This is a genomic window from Romboutsia weinsteinii (assembly GCF_002250835.2).
Lineage (GTDB): Bacteria > Bacillota > Clostridia > Peptostreptococcales > Peptostreptococcaceae > Romboutsia_A > Romboutsia_A weinsteinii.
On record NZ_NOJY02000012.1, the window covers coordinates 87,466 to 105,404 of the forward strand.

General features: G+C 26.7%; 16 protein-coding genes. 2 read left to right on the forward strand and 14 right to left on the reverse strand.

The genetic code is table 11. The annotated features are described in order from the left end of the window. Positions 1-325: 325 nt before the first annotated feature. The gene (locus CHL78_RS09035) at positions 326-976 is read right to left on the reverse strand and encodes a class I SAM-dependent methyltransferase (RefSeq protein WP_094367330.1); all 651 of its coding nucleotides are present in this window, start codon (positions 974-976) and stop codon (positions 326-328) included. Between the two features lie 284 nt (positions 977-1,260). On the opposite strand from CHL78_RS09035, the gene CHL78_RS09040 reads away from it, so the two are divergent. Further along, positions 1,261-1,752 (forward strand): hypothetical protein, encoded by a 492-nt coding sequence (locus CHL78_RS09040; RefSeq protein WP_094367331.1) that lies wholly within the window; start codon positions 1,261-1,263, stop codon positions 1,750-1,752. A 69-nt stretch (positions 1,753-1,821) separates the two neighbouring features. Next, a complete protein-coding gene (guaD, locus tag CHL78_RS09045) occupies positions 1,822-3,087 on the forward strand; it encodes a guanine deaminase (RefSeq protein ID WP_094367332.1) in 1,266 nt (421 codons plus the stop codon). Between the two features lie 913 nt (positions 3,088-4,000). On the opposite strand, the gene CHL78_RS09055 is transcribed toward guaD, so the two are convergent. From CHL78_RS09055 to CHL78_RS09115, 13 genes are all read right to left on the reverse strand, one after another. Beyond that, positions 4,001-5,746: an ABC transporter ATP-binding protein gene (locus CHL78_RS09055; protein ID WP_094367334.1), complete on the reverse strand. Its 1,746-nt coding sequence runs from the start codon at positions 5,744-5,746 to the stop codon at positions 4,001-4,003. Further along, positions 5,743-6,717 carry a S8 family serine peptidase gene (locus tag CHL78_RS09060; protein WP_158540671.1) on the reverse strand — a complete coding sequence of 325 codons (975 nt, stop codon included), beginning with the start codon at positions 6,715-6,717 and terminating at the stop codon, positions 5,743-5,745. Before CHL78_RS09060 ends, CHL78_RS09055 begins: the two co-directional genes overlap by 4 nt. A 28-nt stretch (positions 6,718-6,745) precedes the next feature. Beyond that, a complete protein-coding gene (locus CHL78_RS09065) occupies positions 6,746-9,259 on the reverse strand; it encodes an ABC transporter permease (RefSeq protein WP_094367336.1) in 2,514 nt (837 codons plus the stop codon). Between the two features lie 8 nt (positions 9,260-9,267). Beyond that, positions 9,268-9,930 carry an ABC transporter ATP-binding protein gene (locus CHL78_RS09070; protein ID WP_094367337.1) on the reverse strand — a complete coding sequence of 221 codons (663 nt, stop codon included), beginning with the start codon at positions 9,928-9,930 and terminating at the stop codon, positions 9,268-9,270. A 93-nt stretch (positions 9,931-10,023) separates the two neighbouring features. Then, positions 10,024-10,212: a hypothetical protein gene (locus tag CHL78_RS09075; RefSeq protein WP_094367338.1), complete on the reverse strand. Its 189-nt coding sequence runs from the start codon at positions 10,210-10,212 to the stop codon at positions 10,024-10,026. A 49-nt stretch (positions 10,213-10,261) separates the two neighbouring features. Further along, a complete protein-coding gene (locus tag CHL78_RS09080; RefSeq protein ID WP_094367339.1) occupies positions 10,262-11,299 on the reverse strand; it encodes a radical SAM protein in 1,038 nt (345 codons plus the stop codon). A gap of 3 nt (positions 11,300-11,302) precedes the next feature. After that, the gene (locus tag CHL78_RS09085) at positions 11,303-12,574 is read right to left on the reverse strand and encodes a radical SAM/SPASM domain-containing protein (RefSeq protein ID WP_094367340.1); all 1,272 of its coding nucleotides are present in this window, start codon (positions 12,572-12,574) and stop codon (positions 11,303-11,305) included. A 145-nt stretch (positions 12,575-12,719) separates the two neighbouring features. Further along, a complete protein-coding gene (locus CHL78_RS09090; RefSeq protein ID WP_094367341.1) occupies positions 12,720-14,069 on the reverse strand; it encodes an ATP-binding protein in 1,350 nt (449 codons plus the stop codon). After that, positions 14,063-14,773, reverse strand: a complete 711-nt coding sequence (locus tag CHL78_RS09095) for a LytR/AlgR family response regulator transcription factor (protein ID WP_094367342.1) — start codon at positions 14,771-14,773, stop codon at positions 14,063-14,065. Before CHL78_RS09095 ends, CHL78_RS09090 begins: the two co-directional genes overlap by 7 nt. A 388-nt stretch (positions 14,774-15,161) precedes the next feature. Beyond that, positions 15,162-15,800: a fructose-6-phosphate aldolase gene (gene fsa, locus CHL78_RS09100; RefSeq protein WP_094367343.1), complete on the reverse strand. Its 639-nt coding sequence runs from the start codon at positions 15,798-15,800 to the stop codon at positions 15,162-15,164. A 50-nt stretch (positions 15,801-15,850) separates the two neighbouring features. Continuing rightward, positions 15,851-17,224 (reverse strand): PTS ascorbate transporter subunit IIC, encoded by a 1,374-nt coding sequence (locus tag CHL78_RS09105; RefSeq protein ID WP_116041406.1) that lies wholly within the window; start codon positions 17,222-17,224, stop codon positions 15,851-15,853. A 21-nt stretch (positions 17,225-17,245) separates the two neighbouring features. Next, positions 17,246-17,518: a PTS sugar transporter subunit IIB gene (locus CHL78_RS09110; protein ID WP_094367084.1), complete on the reverse strand. Its 273-nt coding sequence runs from the start codon at positions 17,516-17,518 to the stop codon at positions 17,246-17,248. A 1-nt stretch (position 17,519) separates the two neighbouring features. After that, positions 17,520-17,921 (reverse strand): PTS sugar transporter subunit IIA, encoded by a 402-nt coding sequence (locus CHL78_RS09115; RefSeq protein ID WP_094367085.1) that lies wholly within the window; start codon positions 17,919-17,921, stop codon positions 17,520-17,522. Positions 17,922-17,939: the final 18 nt, after the last annotated feature.

Here is a 17,939-nt window from a genome sequence, read left to right on the forward strand (position 1 = left end):
CCTGTATATTAAGTCTGGTGTTATAATGGATAGTTAGCTTATATTATTCGTAGTATGTGCTTATCAGGAGATTATCTCACATAATTTTCTATACCTCATTAAGTATTTACTTGTCACTTTATTTAGGAATATTTGCTATAATTAAATTAACTTATAAAAAAGGTGGTATGTTTATGGATCTAGTAATAGACGCTTTTATAAGTGTTTCTGATTTAGTAGTTACTTTCTTCTCAGGTGATGAGTGGAAAAAGATTACTAAATGGATTAGAGAAAGATAATAATTTACCTCAAATGGCTATTAGTTAACTTGTATGCTTACTAATAGCTATTTGACATTTTTGATTTTTTTACCAACATACTCAAATCCATCATGGTAATGGTCTCCATTTTCTTTATCTACATCTAAAAACATTCCTGATTTAAATGCAATCATTTTTAAATCCTCAAAATACTTCAATACTTCTTCTTTAGTATAATAATGTCTGTACCCAGATTTAGAAAAATATAATGAATACTGTTCATCGCAAGTTTTATCTAAATTTTTAATATAAAAATCATCAAATATGGAAAATGCTCCAAAATAAACAACTCCATTTTCTCTTAAGCCTTTTTTTATCTTTTCAATAATATAATCTATCTCATTTTTCCTAAAAAAGTTTAATACCCATGATACTATTATTAGTGAGTATTCATTTTCTTTTATTTCAAATTTTCTTATATCTGCTACAGTTCCTTTTACATCTAACTGTAATTCTTTTGATTTTTCAAGATAGTTTTTAATGTTATCATCAGAGATGTCTACACCTTCGACATCATATCCAATTGCTGAAAGAAATAATGAGTTTCTTCCATTTCCTACCCCCAAATCTAAAACTTTTCCTTTATCAATTAAATCAATGTACTCAATAAGTAAATGCTCTGGTTCCTCTTCGTAGTTACCTTTTAATAAATTATATAAATCAATCCAATTATTCATAATATTTCCTCCTATAGGATTTTAGGTTATATATTCTATCTTTAATTTAACACTCCTTCATCTACTGCTCCAAAATCTAAAACTTTTCCTTTATTAATTAAATTAATGTACTCAATAAGTAAATGCTCTGCTTCATGTTTGTAGTTACTTTTTAGTGAAATTGAATTTATTAGATTTCGCTTTATGTTCGCCCTACTTTATGGTAAAATTTTCCTTATAATCTTAATATAATAATGTAATGTAATTCAATATAAATAATTTGAAAGATATAAAAAGGGGAAAAAATGGGAACAAGAAAGTTACTCAAAAAACTTCAAATCATGCTTATTGTTAAAGCTGCGATACTTATAGGCATATATTATATCTGTATTATAAATGTGGATATAATAGATAGTAATAATACAGATATAGTACCAACTTTTGCTACTAACAAAGTATCTAGCACTACAATTTCATTAAGTCAATGTACTAATCTTGAAGAAGAACTACATGAAAAATTAAAAAAGTACTTACAAGTACAAAGTCAAAACCAACCTTTTGAAGAAATAAGTGAATTACTAGAAGGGTATGGATTTAAGCGTAGTTTGATTCCACAGGACCATAGCGCTGAGTATAAATATAGAATATATAGAAATACAGAAAAAAAAGAAGTGTATTTGCTGAAATGGTCAGAATTCAAAGATTCGAATTCCAAAGAAATATATAAATCATTAATAGATATAAAGCACTATGAGGATAATCCTAATGCAACATATGAAGATTATTTAAGCTATTAGTGATGCTTTATACAAAAGTATAAACTGTAATTTGAGATTACTTAAAATATAAACATCTTGGGGGTTACTATGAAAGGGCTAAAAATATTAAAGGGAAATATAATTTTTACAAAGGATCCTAATTCCTTTGTAACATTAGAAAATGGCTATATAGTTGTAAAGGATAGTAAAGTTCTAGGTACTTACTCTTCTCTACCTGAAGAATTTAAAAATTTAGAAATAATTGATTATAAAGACAAACTTATAATACCTGGGTTTGTTGACTTACATGCTCATGCTCCACAGTTTGAAAATCGTGGTATTGGCCTTGATAGAGAGCTTATTCCTTGGTTAGAGACTTACACTTTTGTAGAAGAAGATAAATTTAAAGATACAGATTATGCAAAAGATGTTTACTCTAGACTTGCAAATAGTTTAAAAGAAAATGGTACAACAAGTGTTGTTCTATTTAGTAGTATACATAAAGAATCAACAAAAGTATTATTCGATACTATGCATAAAGTAGGAATATCTGGATTTATAGGTAAAGTTAATATGGATAGAAACTGTCCTGACTACCTTAAAGAAGATACTTCAAAATCTATAGAAGATACTATTGAGTTGGTCAAAGAATATTCTAAAAAATATCCTTTGGTAAAACCTATAATCACACCAAGATTTATTCCAACTTGCTCCGATGAAATCCTTTTAAAACTAGGTGAAATTACAACCGAATATGACTTAAAGGTTCAATCTCATTTATCTGAAAATAAAAGTGAGATTGATTGGGTTTCTAAGCTACATCCTAATACAAATGGTTATGGTATGGTATATGATAAGTTTGGCCTATTTAAGCCACAAAGTACTATAATGGCTCATTGTGTATATAGTGATAAAGATGAGATCAATTTACTAAAAGAAAAAGGGGTATTTGTTGCTCATTGTCCTGGTTCAAATACTAATTTATCAAGCGGAATTGCTCCTATAAAAGAAATGATGGATAGTGGTTTAAATGTAGGTTTAGGATCAGATATAAGTGGTGGACACGATTTATCCATGACTAAGGTTATGGTTCTTGCTGTTCAGCTATCTAAAATGAAGTGGTTAGAAAATAATCGTAAAGGGTCTTTTTTGTCAACTTCAAATGTGTTTTACTTGGCAACTAAAGGTGGTGGAAGTTTCTTTGGTGATATAGGAAGTTTTGAGAGAAATTATGATTTTGACGCTTTAATTATTGATGATAGCAATTTGACTAATTTAGATTTATCTTTAGAGGAAAGACTTCAAAAATTCATTTATATAGGTGATGATAGAAATATAGTTAATATTTATGTAAAAGGAAGTAAAATAAAATAATACTCATTTAAGTTTATTATATTTCGCTTTATGTCTACCTTATTTTATGTTAAAATTTTACTTATTATCTTAATCTTAAAATACATACCTATATATTTTAAATCTATGCCATTTATTTCAAACACTGGTATTTCACTATAAATTTAATATAATAACGTAATTCAATATAAATAATTTAAAAGATATCAAAAGTGTAGAGGTACAAAGTGCGAACAGCAAAGCAACTCAAAAAACTTCGAATTATATTTGTTACTAATTCTGCAGTACTTATATTCATATATTTTGTCATTGTTATAAAATCAGATACGAATGTAGATACAAATAATATTAAAAAAACAACAATAGTAAGAAATTATAATACTAAAATTCAAAAAAGTAGTAATACAATTGTATTAGGTCAATGTACCATGGGTTTAAACGTAGCTTAATTCCATAAGACCATAGCGCTGAGTATAAATATAGAATATATAGAAATGTAGAAAAGAAGGAAATATATTTGCTGCTCTGGAAAGAATATAAAGAAGCAAATTCTGAGCAAGTATATACATCATTAACAGAGATAAATCACTATGAGGATAATCCTGATGCAACATACCAAGAATATGTAAATTATTAACAATATGTTGTATAAATATAAAAAATATAGCTACCTTGATATTAATACAAGGTAGCTATATTTTTTTACTTGAATTTTTAATTAAAATGAACTCCCTAGTACATTTGGTATGTTATCTTCGATATAACTTACTGAGATAGCATCTATATCATGTAATTCTTCAATTTTTGAATATCTCCATAAGATTCAATGTAAATATTATTACAAACGTCCTACGCTTTCTTAAAATGATATACTAGACAGTTAAAATAATAAAACTGTTATCATAAAAGGAGTATCTTTATATCTAGAATATATTTAAGCAAATGCTACTTCTAAACTTTGTTCATCTAGTAAGCTACAATAAATACCTTCGTTTAATATAAGTTGCTCATGACACCCCTCTTCAATTACTTTGCCCTTTTCAAGAACATATATTTTATCTGCATCTTTTATAGTAGATAGCCTATGCGCTATAACTATTACAGTTTTATATTCTAAAAATTCATTTATATTCTCTAATATATCTCTTTGAGATATGTTATCTAGTGCCGAAGTTGCTTCATCAAATATTATAATTTTCGAATCACATAATAAAGCTCTTCCAATTGATATTCTTTGTTTTTGCCCACCTGAAAGCTTTACTCCTTTTTCTCCAATAATAGTATTAAATCCATTTGGTAAACTATTTACAAGTTCATATATACCAACACTTTTACATACCTTTGCTAGATAATCATCATTTATCCCTTTATTGTTCAGTATTAGATTATTAATTATTGTATCATCAAACAAAAGTACATCCTGAGTTATTATAGATATATTTTCTCTAATATTTTTTAGATTATAATCTTTAAGAGAAACTGAATCAACAATAATATCTCCACTATTAACATCCCATAATCTAAAGAGTAATTTAGCTATTGTTGATTTACCACATCCGCTTGATCCAACTAACGCTGTAATCTTTCCATTTTCAAATTTCATATTTATATTGTCTATCGTATTTCCCTTATCTTCATATGAAAAAGTCACGTTATTAAAAGATATATTCCCCTTAAAGCTATCTGAACATCTAATACCATTATTATTATTATCTATTATTATAGGTTCATCTAGTACCGTAAATATACGATTTATAGATGTTTTTGCTTGCTCTATCTTAATATTAGATCTTATTATATTCATGCATGGACTAATAAATATGCCTGTATACTGCTGAAATGCTATAAGTTCCCCAAAAGTCATGGATCCATTTATTATTTTGTACCCTCCATAACCATAAATAGCTACAGTTATAAAACTACTCAAAATACTTCCTGTTGCCATACTCGTAGAAAATGCCATATCTAATCCAATACTATTTTTCAACATTTTTCTTTCTTTATTCAAATACTGTTTAAAAAACTTCAAATTAGATTTTGATATCACAACATTCATTATATTAGAAATATACTCTTGACTTATATTAGAAATATCTCCAGAATCATCTCTTAATTTTTCATTTTTTAATGATATCAATTTAGTAAATTTAGATTGAGTAAGCAAAATTAATGCTTGAATTATAACAATGATGATTAACAAATCATACTGCATTTTCATTAAGAAGAAGAAGGCAATTGTAGCTGTAAAAAAATCTACTATTAGTGAAAAAAGTAAATCTGCACCTAAACTTTCTACAATATACATATCATTTTCCAATATATTCAATATATTTCCTGTTTTTATATTAGTGTAGTAGTTTCCAGATAATTTAGCTAAATGTCTTATTAGTTTTATTTTAAATATTATAGAAACTCTATTTTTCATTTTAGAATAAATATATTGCAGTACTATAGATAATGTATTTAATAACAAGTTTGTTGTTATGTATAATAGTATTAGATTCACTAATAACTTAATATTTCCAAACTTTATAGCATCATCTAATATAATTTTTGTTATTTGAGGCATAAATAGCTCTATAATAGATGTAACAATCATTATCACAAAGGCTATTATAGATATATATTTATTCTTTTTAAATGCTATTTTTAGAAATCTAGCTAAATTTTTATTTTTCATTTTATATCATCCTTAAAAATTAAATTATATAAAGAGTAGATAGATCTTAAGTCGTAAGCTGTAATCTCGATATACTTTATACTTTGGTTAATTTTATTCTCGAGATATTTTAAAAACTTATAAACATTATGTATACCTACTATATTATATATAGGGTACATTCCTATATCTTCTATATTTATATTTGAAAATTCACCTATTGAATCTAATAATATACGAAACTTATAATAATCGTATTTCTTATTTATAGTCTCCATACCTAAGTATTTGTCAACATCCATGCAATTTACAGACCAAATATTTTTATCTGCATTCTTATTTATAATGTCTATTAACATTTTATTTTCTATTTCACAATCACCTTTTATAAACATAGATACTAATCCACAAAAATAAGCCGCACAGTAGCTATTTCCTCCAAATAATTTATAGTTCTTATTTATATTTGGTAAAAGTCTATATTTAGACTCACAGACACACTGAATATTTCTATTTTTATTAAACCAATACTTCTCTATATATGTATTGCATCTTTTAACTCCTATTACTCCATCCATGTAGCTAGGGTAACTTAATTTATTTTCATTGTCAGATGAACAAATCACTAATTTATTTTTTCTATTTGCATATTCTATTACATTTTTAAAATCATTTAAATACTTATCTTGAAAAGTTGAGCAGCTTAATGAAATAAGTCTTACATCATCTATAGATGATGCATACTCTATAGATTCAATAAGTTTTTTGACTGTCGATTGAGAATTTTCATCTAAGAGCTTTATAATATTTATATCAGCATTTGGATTTATTCTCAAAATTTCTGACGCACAAGCTGTTCCATGTCCATTAAAGTCTTTAATACTTTCTATACTAGTTTCATATGTATTTATATTTAAAGCTTTTATTTTCTTATTTTTAAATTCTTTAAAGTTAATATCAATTCCACTATCTATCACTGCAATTGAACTCACATTTAAACCTCCTTTATGTATTTTAGGTTTACTGTAGCATTTTTATTTGATCCACAAAATCTTCGCTTAGCACCTGCTTTAATGTTTTTTCTATTGTTATCATAGTTATAGCCGATAGAATCACATAAATAATAATTGTCGCTATTATAAACTTTAAATTAATCAAGTTAATATTAGGAAAATCTTTTATTATTATACTTCTTACAATTAAGCTTGGTAATATAGAAATGCTAGAACTAATTAATATATATACCAGCCCTTCTAATTTAATAATTTTCTTTATTTCATGTTTTGATATTCCGATTCCCCTTAGTAGCGCAAACTCTCTAACCCTACTATTTATACTCGTAACTATCGTATTACAACAGTTAAATAAAGATAAAATTATAATAACTCCAACAACTAACACCATAATCATAGCTTTTTGATTATCACTTTTCTCGATTCCAGCTGATTCTGACTTGTATGGAATTAAAATCCCTTTTCCTGTTTTTTCTATTATTTTCTTTAACTCATTTTCAATATGACTATTATTTGCAATTTTACTAGTCCATATATCGAATCTTTCATATGATGAATTGCCTATAAACTTATTCATCTGATTTACTGAAATTACAGCACCAAAACTTTGTCCTCCTCCTTGTGAAACTATTGGCAGATTCTTAATAGTTCCAGCTACTATAAATTCTTTCGATAAAGTTTTTTTATAATTATTAGTTTTTGAATCAATAATATCAAAGTTCACTTTTATTTTATTTCCTTCTTTTATACTAAGTGCTTCGCTTGATTTTTTATCTATATATATGTACGGATTATCATTTATTTTATTTAAATTGTCTTTACCATCTATTAATACATCTTTTAATATATCAATATCTTCAAGACCTACAACTTCAAAGAAATTATGATATATTTTCTTTCCATCTTTTATTTTAGATTGAGCCTCCAAAATATCTTTATTCTCTTTCCAGTAACCTGAATCTTTATTTATATTTTTATCATCAATTTGTATATTAAAAGCTTTGTTCCTAGATGCATTTACTTTTTTTACACCATCTATATTTTCTATATCTTTTAGGATGTCTCTATCATATGTTATTTTATCTTCATTTGTAGATAATATATCAATATTATGCATTAAGTAGTCACCTGGAATCCATAGTCTTAATCCTCCATCATTTAGAAAATTACTAGTAGATTTTGTATACACTATCGTAATTAAAAAAATCACTATTGACATTGATGCTATAGCTAAATTAGTACGCTTTCTATTGCGCTGAAGATTTTTTGAAGCTATATTTCCATAGTCTTTAAAAACTTTGGTCATAAACTTATTTATAAATGATTTTCCTTTTATATTTATTTTTTCTTCATTTCTTCTCATACAGACTATTGGATCAATCTTACACAATGATATAAGAGGCTTTATCACAGATATTATTATAGTTATCATACTTAACAACACAGAAACAATATATATACCTATATAGTTATCACTTTTAATTGAATTTACATAACTAACATTATATATAATACCTATAATATTTTCTCTAGATATATTAGCTACCACTCCTCCTATTAATATTCCTACTGGAATACTTATTGCTAAGTATATAAATACTTCTAAAATAACTATTTTAGAAACATCATATGGCCTAAACCCTAGTGCTCTCAATACTCCAAAGTCTTTAGTTCTATTTGATACTAATATATAGAAAATATTATAAATTAATAATATAGTTGCTAGCGAAAGTATTATATTAACTATGATATATGGTATTTTTAAACTAATACTATCTGACATTGCTAATATTAACTGATTGTTTAACCTTACATTATTATTTATTAAATTCCCTTCCTTGATAATATTTTCTATTTGCTTTTGTATGTTCTTTTCTTTTTTTAACTTTATTACAGCTTGGTCATACTTGTTTTTAGTAGGTATGTTTTTTCTAGCGGTTTCTTGACTTATTAATCCAATTGATGTACCTTGAGCCTTCAAAGCTGTATTAGAGTTTAAAATACCAGTTATTTTAAACTCCATGTCTCCGTCATATAAGATATCACCATTTTCATTAGATTTTTTATAATCTAGTCTTATTGTTTTACCTATTGGATTTTTTATATTCTTTTGTTCGATATACCATTTATCTACTACAATCTCATTTTCATTAACCGGAAAACTCCCATTCTGTATTTTATAACTTTCCTTTAATTCTTGAGAATTTTTATCTTCTGATAAAATGTGTAATGTTTGAGAATTTCCTATATCATGAATTCCTAATAGCATTGAAGTACCGACTTTTTCTATATTAGGATTATTTTTAAAGTACTCTATATCTTCACCTGTTGGATCATAATACGATGCATGATTTGTACCCATTTCTTTTTTTGCTTGATCTACCATTAAATTTCTGGCATCCTCACTTAATATATTCATAAATAAAAATAATGCAGTTGAAATTATAATGCTTACTATTATTAAAATTGTATTTTTCTTATTTTCCAATATATATCTTCTAACTATATCACCTATTTTCATTAGATCACCTACTCTCTTATAACACCATCTTCAATTTTTATAACTTTATCTGCATATTTTGCAATATCTATGTTATGAGTTATCATTATTATAGTTTGGTTATATTTTTTTTGAGATTCTTTTAAAAGTTGTAAAACTTCTGATTCTGTTTTTGTATCTAAGTTACCAGTAGGTTCATCTGCAAATATAATTGCAGGCTTATTTATAAGTGCTCTTGCTATTGCTACCCTTTGTTGCTGACCTCCTGACAGTTGACTCGGTAAATGTGTTTTCCTATCACTTATATGCAAGAGATCCATAAGCTCATTAATATATTCATCACTTTTATTATTAGTGTTTATAGTTGGCAGTTTTATATTTTCTTCAACTGTTAAAACAGGTATTAGATTGTATGATTGAAATATTAAACCTATTTTTTCTTTGCGTAAAAGTGATCTCTCTTTTTCATTAAGTGATGAAATACTTATATCATCTATAATTACATCTCCATTTGTTGGAGTCTCAATGCCTGCCATTATATGAAGTAATGTACTTTTTCCTGATCCACTTTTACCAACTATTACAACAAATTCACCTTTATTTATCTCTAGATTTATATTACTTAGTGCTTTTACTTTTATTTCTTCTTTTCCATATACCTTATTTAAATTCTTGACCTTTAAAATAGTCATGATAATCTCCTTAATTTAATATTATTGTTGGATACTTACTCTACAATTAAAATAAAAAGCCTAATTACACTAGGCTTTTTATTTTCTTGATTTCTAATATTCTACGTGTCTATAAGCATCTGCATGTTGTCTTTGATTACAACCCTGAGTCTTAGAATTAGAATTTCCTACCCATATCCATCTTTTGCAGTTATGTAAGCAATTGTAACTATACTCTTGACCGTTCACCTCTAATGCATCTACCTTTTCTAATATTGCTTTTACTTTAAATTCTGTTTTCATAAGTATACCCCCAAATTTTATTATATTTATATAAAGCGGACAATCCGCATTATAGCAATTCTAAAATATCTTTTAACTTATTTTTGCTACATATTTGTATATTTTCTAAAACACAATTTATTGTAGGAGGTGTATAATAATCTCCTGTAATCATCTTATTTATAAGCTTACATCGATTTGAATAACATGTTTTTTTATTGTTACATTTTTCACAACACGGATTATCATGATGGCTAAGTTGAATAATTGAATCTACTTTGTTATCATTTATACCGTTATATATATCACCTATACTATACTCTTTTGACCCCACAACAAATGTGCATGGATAAATTAAACCATCAATATAAAAATGTTTACTTGGAGAACACAAACCCAATACTGATCTTTCTTCAACCACTTCATCTACTAGACTAATTTCTATACCTGAATCATGCTTTTTCCAAAATTTTAATACATTCTCATATTGCTCTTGTATTATAGCTACATGATTTTCATTCCAATTTTCAGAGAATAAATCAAATGCTACAGATATTTGTTTAAATCCTAATTCTATAAGATATTTAATATTATTGAATAAATCTTTTACTGTATTTGGTTCAACTGTTACTCTACATCTCAGCCATTTAAATATAGATAACATTTTTTGAGATGTATCTAAGGCTACATCAAAAGATCCTATATTACTTTTAGATACTCTATTTTTATTATGAGTTTTACTATCACCATCAATACTTATTGATATATATCCTTTAAAAGAATCCGTATATTTTCTAAAAAATTCTTCTATTTCTGAGTTCCATATTGTTCCATTAGTTGTCATTCCATATTTAATTATCGAGTTACCTTTAATTACTTCTAGTTCTTCTACAAATCTTTTTATAAGTCTAAAGTTTAAAAGCGGTTCTCCTCCATGAAATTGTATATTATGTATGTCTTCATCTGAATCTAAAATCATTTCTTTTATAGTATCCAATGTTCTGTTCTCTATTTCATCACTCATATGCCCTATTTCTATATACTCTTGTTCATAACAATACCTACAATTTAAGTTACAACTTTTAGTCGTCCATACCATACAATTCATACATTACCCCCAAACTATTGATGTTAGCCTTTCTTTCGTTTGCTCACACCTCTCTGTAAATATATCTTTTCTAGATAATAAATCATCACATTCAGCTGGACATGACCAACAAAACGCTTTTACTGAACAATTACTACATACTTCATTATTGCATTGTTTTAAATCAATAAATGTCTTATATCCTTCATTTGAATCTTTGCTAATATTATTTATATAGGTTTCTATGTTATCTATTTCTAATATATTTCCGATACTATAACTAGAATCCATTAATAGGTTACATGGATAAATATCTCCATTACTAGCTATGCTCAAAGTGCTCTCACATCCCTCACAAGAACCTGGCATAACATATTTTTTATCGTCTGGTATATATTTTTTCCAATCTAAAATATAATTTTCTTCCATATTCCTACTTTTTAAATATTCATTCATCTGTTTCTCTATTTTTTTATAATTAAATCCCGCACGTCCTTTGTAAGAAAAATGTCTAATCATAGCTTCAGTGCCTAAATCATTATTTAACTTTTCAAATTCTTGGTATATTTTCTCATTATTAGGCAATACAGCTGATGTAGATATATTATTAAAATTATTAGCTTTTAATAATTCTATTTTTTTCATAATATTTTTAAATACATTATTACCTCTTATTATCTTACAGCTTTCTTCATCAATTCCATCAAGGCTTATACTAATATTATTGAAATACTTTATTATATCTTGGATATTACTTTCATCTATCAATAATCCATTTGTCATAAGATTTACTTTTCCTTGAAATTTACTTTTTAAGTGCTCCATTATACTCCATATATCATCTATAACTAGTGGTTCTCCTCCTGATATAGTTATAATCTCAGGATCAAGTTTCAATACTTTATCAATAATTTCATATATTTCTTTTGTACTTAATTCATCATTTGAATTTAAACCTGATGCATTTGCACAACAATGTGTACATGATAAATTACATCTATCTGTTAAGACTAAATATATATTATCTATATTTTTAGCTTTAATATAGTTTTTATCTGTTATTATATCTATATCATATAGTTTTTGTATAAGGTTATCAAAATATATTCTATCTTCTTCTAATTCAAATATTTTTAATATCTCACTATGAATCAAATTCATTTCTATAACTATATTAAGTATCTTAAAGCATTCCTTGGATATTTTAACCCAAGACTTAGATTCTTCACTTGCCAGTACTACTAGGTCATCTTTGTGTGCAACTCTTATATTTTCTGCATATTTATATCCATTCATATTAAATTTCTCCTATTGTATATATTATGTTTATCATCAAAATTGAAAAGTTATCTTTTAGTCAATTATTTATCTAATATCTTCTACGCTTAAAAGATAACATTCAATATTTATTTTTTCAATAAAAAAGCCCCCAATGGGATCTTTAGGTATCCAACTGGGGCTTTTTTTTAATTAATGGTATGTAAATTGTAATTGAAAAATCATACTTACTAACTTCTATATCTAGGTTTCCATCATACTTTTCTACTGAGCTTTTTATACTAGTTATTCCAATCCCATGTAGAAATTTATCTTTTTTCTGTGTAATAATTAAATTATCAATATATCTAACCTTGTTAACTTTTGTATTTTCACACTTAATAACGTAAAGTCTATTAACTATAGTTCCCTTGATTTTTATTTTTTTTGCTATAGAATCATCATTGATTTTTTTGCAAGCCTCAATTGAGTTATCTATCATATTAGAAAATATGCTACAAACATCTGAGATATCTATAAAATCACATTTGCTAAAATTGATATCTACAGTAAGATCTATACCACTATTATCACAGATAGTTTTCTTATCATTTAAAATAATATCAAGAATCATATTTCCAGTATCAAATATGGATTCTGATTCTTCTAACTTACTACTTATGCTTTTTAAATAATCATTTTTTCCATATAAGTTTTCTATACATATCATATGATTTTTCATATCATGATATAGTTTCCTAACTTCTAGCTGTGATTCTTTCAAACTCATATAATATTTATATTGCATATCAATACTTTCTTTTATTAATTCATTCTCTAGTCTTAATCGATTGTCTTTTATTACTCTACTTATCAAATTTGTAGAAAATATACTTGATACCAATACTGTAAATGATACAAGTAAAATAGATATGTCTAATGCTGTATTTGTAATCCCATGATATTCTTTAAATATAATAGTAAAAAAAACTATAACACAAATTATATTAGATATTATTGAAAAAATAATATACATATAATCTCTTTTCCTAATTTCAGACTGCAACTTAATAGCTTTTGTTATAGGTATTAATGATAATAGTATTAGATTAGATATAATTATGAGTTCTAATCTTACAGTTTTATCTTCAAGCAATGTATAATATTCTAAATAATTTATTACAGAAACTTTATTGGCAATTGTAAATATTAATTTATATACTATCTCTTCACAAAATAATATTATTCCTTGGTAAAGTGCACTTATAAATACACCTTTTATTAAACTCATATAGTAATTGTATATTATAAAAATAGATGTTGTTACTATATCTATACTCATTTGAAAAATAGGATTAAATTCGTATATTAATCCCAATATATCTATACTTATTGATATTAACATAGCTATATTTAAAGTAAGTTTACTGCTCTTTGATTTGCTTATTTCATCTAGCACTGCTTTTAATATAATCCACTTTATAGTTATTGAGATTATAGATATGATTGTCCAAGATAAGTTTGTACCTAGCATATAATAGAACCTACTACTTTTGTTAATTTCGTTTTTAAATCGCTCACCCTATGTTTACTTACTGGAATATCTTCACTATTTACTGTAACAACATTCTTACATATAAACTCAATATATTCCATATTAATTAAGTAGCATCTATGACATCTAAAAAAATTATACATTTTAAGTTCTTTCTCTAAGTTCGATATACTATTTCTCGCATAATAAATATTATCTACTGTGTGTATAGTTATATTCTTTTTTTGTACCTCTATATAAGCGATTGAATTTATCAAAATTTTATTAATAGTGCCTTTTCCCTCAACTATCATAAAATTTTCTCTTTTTTTTATGATATCTGAAACACAACTTATAATATGTTCTTTTAGCTCTTCATATTTTATTGGTTTTAATAAGTATCTATATGCTCTAACTTTATATCCTTCCTGAATAAATTCTACTACAGAAGTTATAAAGATTATTTCTGTGGTAAGATTTTTATCTCTAATTATTTTAGCTACATCCATACCTGTTAACTTATCCATTTGAATATCTAAAAAGAAAATATCTATTCCTTCTAAACACTGTTCTAACAACTCTTCTCCAGATTTAAACTCTAAGATTTCTATATTATTAGAAATTGCCTCAAAAGATTTATAAATTAATTCTTTTAATTTTTTTCTTTGTAAATCATCATCTTCACAAATAACTACCCTATACATAAAGTATTCCCCCTTGTTTTTAGTCGGTTTAAAATAAAGATAAGTAGATTAACAAAAATTCTTTCTTGTCTTTAGTTTAATAAAAAAATCTAGGAGTAAGTCCCCAAAACTTATATCTCTTTTGACTTTTTATTATTTAATTTTCGATTTCTGTATTTAAATGCTAACATAATTTTACATATTAGTAAATAAAGCTTGAAATCTCTACTTTTATAGTTGTAAACTAAAAAACATTCTAGATTCACTAGACATAAAAATACTCCCTTCATGATAACAGTTTTATTATTCTAACTGTCTACCATAGAGGGAGCATATCAAGTTTACCATCATCAATAATTTAATGAAATATGAACTTTACACAAAATTATTTATAGACTTATATTTTTAATTACATATTTTTATAATCAGCTAAAAACTTTTCTATTCCTATATCTGTTAAAGGATGCTTAGTCATTTGCTTTAATACTCCAAATGGTATTGTAGCAATGTCAGAGCCTGCCAATGCACACTCTGATGCATGTATTGGGTTTCTAACACTAGCTGATATTATTTCTGTCTTTATATTATGAGCTTTAAATATTGTCGCTACTTCATTTATTAAGTCAGTACCAGCCATACCTATATCATCTAATCTTCCAACAAATGGACTTACATAAGTAGCACCTGCTTTTGCTGCAAGTAATGCTTGTTGTGATGAGAATATTAAAGTTACATTAGTTTTTATATTCTTTTCTGTAAGTATTTTAACTGCTTTTAATGCTTCTATACACATAGGTAGCTTAATTACTATGTTTTCGTGTAACTTAACTAACTCTAAAGCTTCTTCTACCATTTTATCAGACTCTAAGCTTATTACCTCAGCACTTATTGGTCCATCTACTATAGAGCATATTTCATTTATTACTTCTTTTATATCTCTTCCTTCTTTAGCTATTAATGAAGGGTTAGTTGTTACACCATCTAATATCCCCCATGTTGCTGCTTCTCTTATTTCATCTACGTTTGCTGTATCTATAAATATTTTCATATGTTTAGCTCCTTATTTTTTTAATCCCCCAATAAGTTGGGGGATACTTATTAAGCCGTTTTTGCTTGATCTGTATTATCAACTGTTTTTTTAGGAATCTTACTTATTATCACTAATATTGCTACTATACCAATTAGTACACCTGTAAGTCCTACACCACCTAGAAGTTCTTGTACATTACCTAAGAATATCCCCATCACTCCAAAGTCCGCATCAGAGAATGTAGAATTTGTTATTCCTAAATTACCAAGTACTGGTATTAGTGCTACTGGTAGCATTGACACTACTATACCGTTTAAGAATGAACCAACTATAGCTCCTCTTCTACCACCTGTCGAGTTACCAAATACTGCTGATGCTGCTCCTGTAAAGAAGTGAGGTACAACACCTGGTATTATTATTGTAAGACCCATTGCTCCTAGTGCAAGCATAGATACTATTCCACCTATAAATGAACTTAAGAAACCTATTAATACTGCATTTGGTGCATATGGGAATACTATTGGACAATCTAGTGCTGGTTTTGAATTTGGAACTACTTTTGTAGCTATTCCTTTAAACGCCGGTACTATTTCATTTAATACTAATCTAACACCATTTTGGATTAATATAAATCCTGCTGCAAATGTTAATGCTTGTATCATTGAGTAAACTATGAAGTTCTTTCCACCTGATAGTGTAGTTTCAACAAACTCTCCTCCTGCAACTAGTGCAACTACCAGATATAAAACTAACATTGTTATAGATATAGATACTGCTGAGTCTCTTAAGAAGCTTAAAGATTTAGGAACCTTCATTTCTTCTGTAGACTTTGAACCTTTACCTACTAATTTACCTACTAATGCAGCTCCTGCATATCCTATAGATGAGAAATGTCCCATTGCTACTGCATCATTTTTAGTTATAGCTTTCATAAAAGGTTGACATATTGCTGGAGATAACACCATTATTAACCCTAATGCTAATGAACCTGTAAATATTAAATTAAATCCGCTCATTCCACCTGATACTAATATTACAGCTATCATACAAGCCATGAATAATGTATGGTGACCTGTTAAAAATATATACTTAAACTTAGTGAATCTTGCAATTAACATATTAGCTACCATACCAAATGTCATTATAAGAGCTGTTGCTGTACCATACTCATCTAATGCCATTGCTACTACTGCTTCATTGTTTGGTATTACACCTTGAACCTTAAAGCCATATTCAAACATTTGACCAAATGGCTCAAGAGCTCCTACTATAACACCTGCTGCTGCTGATATTACGACAAATCCAACCATTGCCTTTAGGGAACCTTTTATTATATCTTCTATAGGCTTCTTTTGAAGTACTAATCCTAGTACAACCATTATACCTATTAAAACTGCTGGCTCAGATACGAAATCAATTAATACTTTTAAAAATCCGTTCATTTTTGACCTCCAAATTATTTATTAGCAACCTAATTTTTCTTGTAGTTTAACTTTTAATTCATCTTTGTCAAATAAAGCATCTAATACTATTAAATTTGGTAAGTGAGAAGCACTTGGCTCTAGATCTCTAGCTGTTATAAATATATCTGCTTGATCTGCAGTTGCATCTGCTAAAGAACTATGTGATACTTCAAATCCACTTAAACCTAATTCATTTAAGATTTCGTTAACATTCATTTCTACCATAAAGCTTGACCCTAATCCTGATCCACACACTGCCATTATTCTATTCATTTTATACTACCTCCATTATTTCTTCTTCATTATTTGAGTTTAATATTTTATTTAATTTGTTTTCATCCATACATATACTAGCTACTGTTTGCATTAATTCTAAATGTGAGCTATTATCCTTAGCGCTTAAAGTTAAAAATAACTCTATACTTTTACCTAAAAAATCAACAGGTTTATTTAATTTTAGTAGGCATAAATCATTTTCTAATGCTCCATCTTCTGGTCTAGCATGAGGCATTGCCAGTTTAGGTGCCATGCAAAAATATGGCCCAAACTCATCTATCTTATTTATTATTGCATCAAAGTAATTATCACTTATTGAGTTTCTTTCCTTTAAGATATCACAAGATATTTTTATAGCTTCATCATAGCTACTTACTTCATCTAATACCTTTACTATCATGACATTTACCTCCAATCC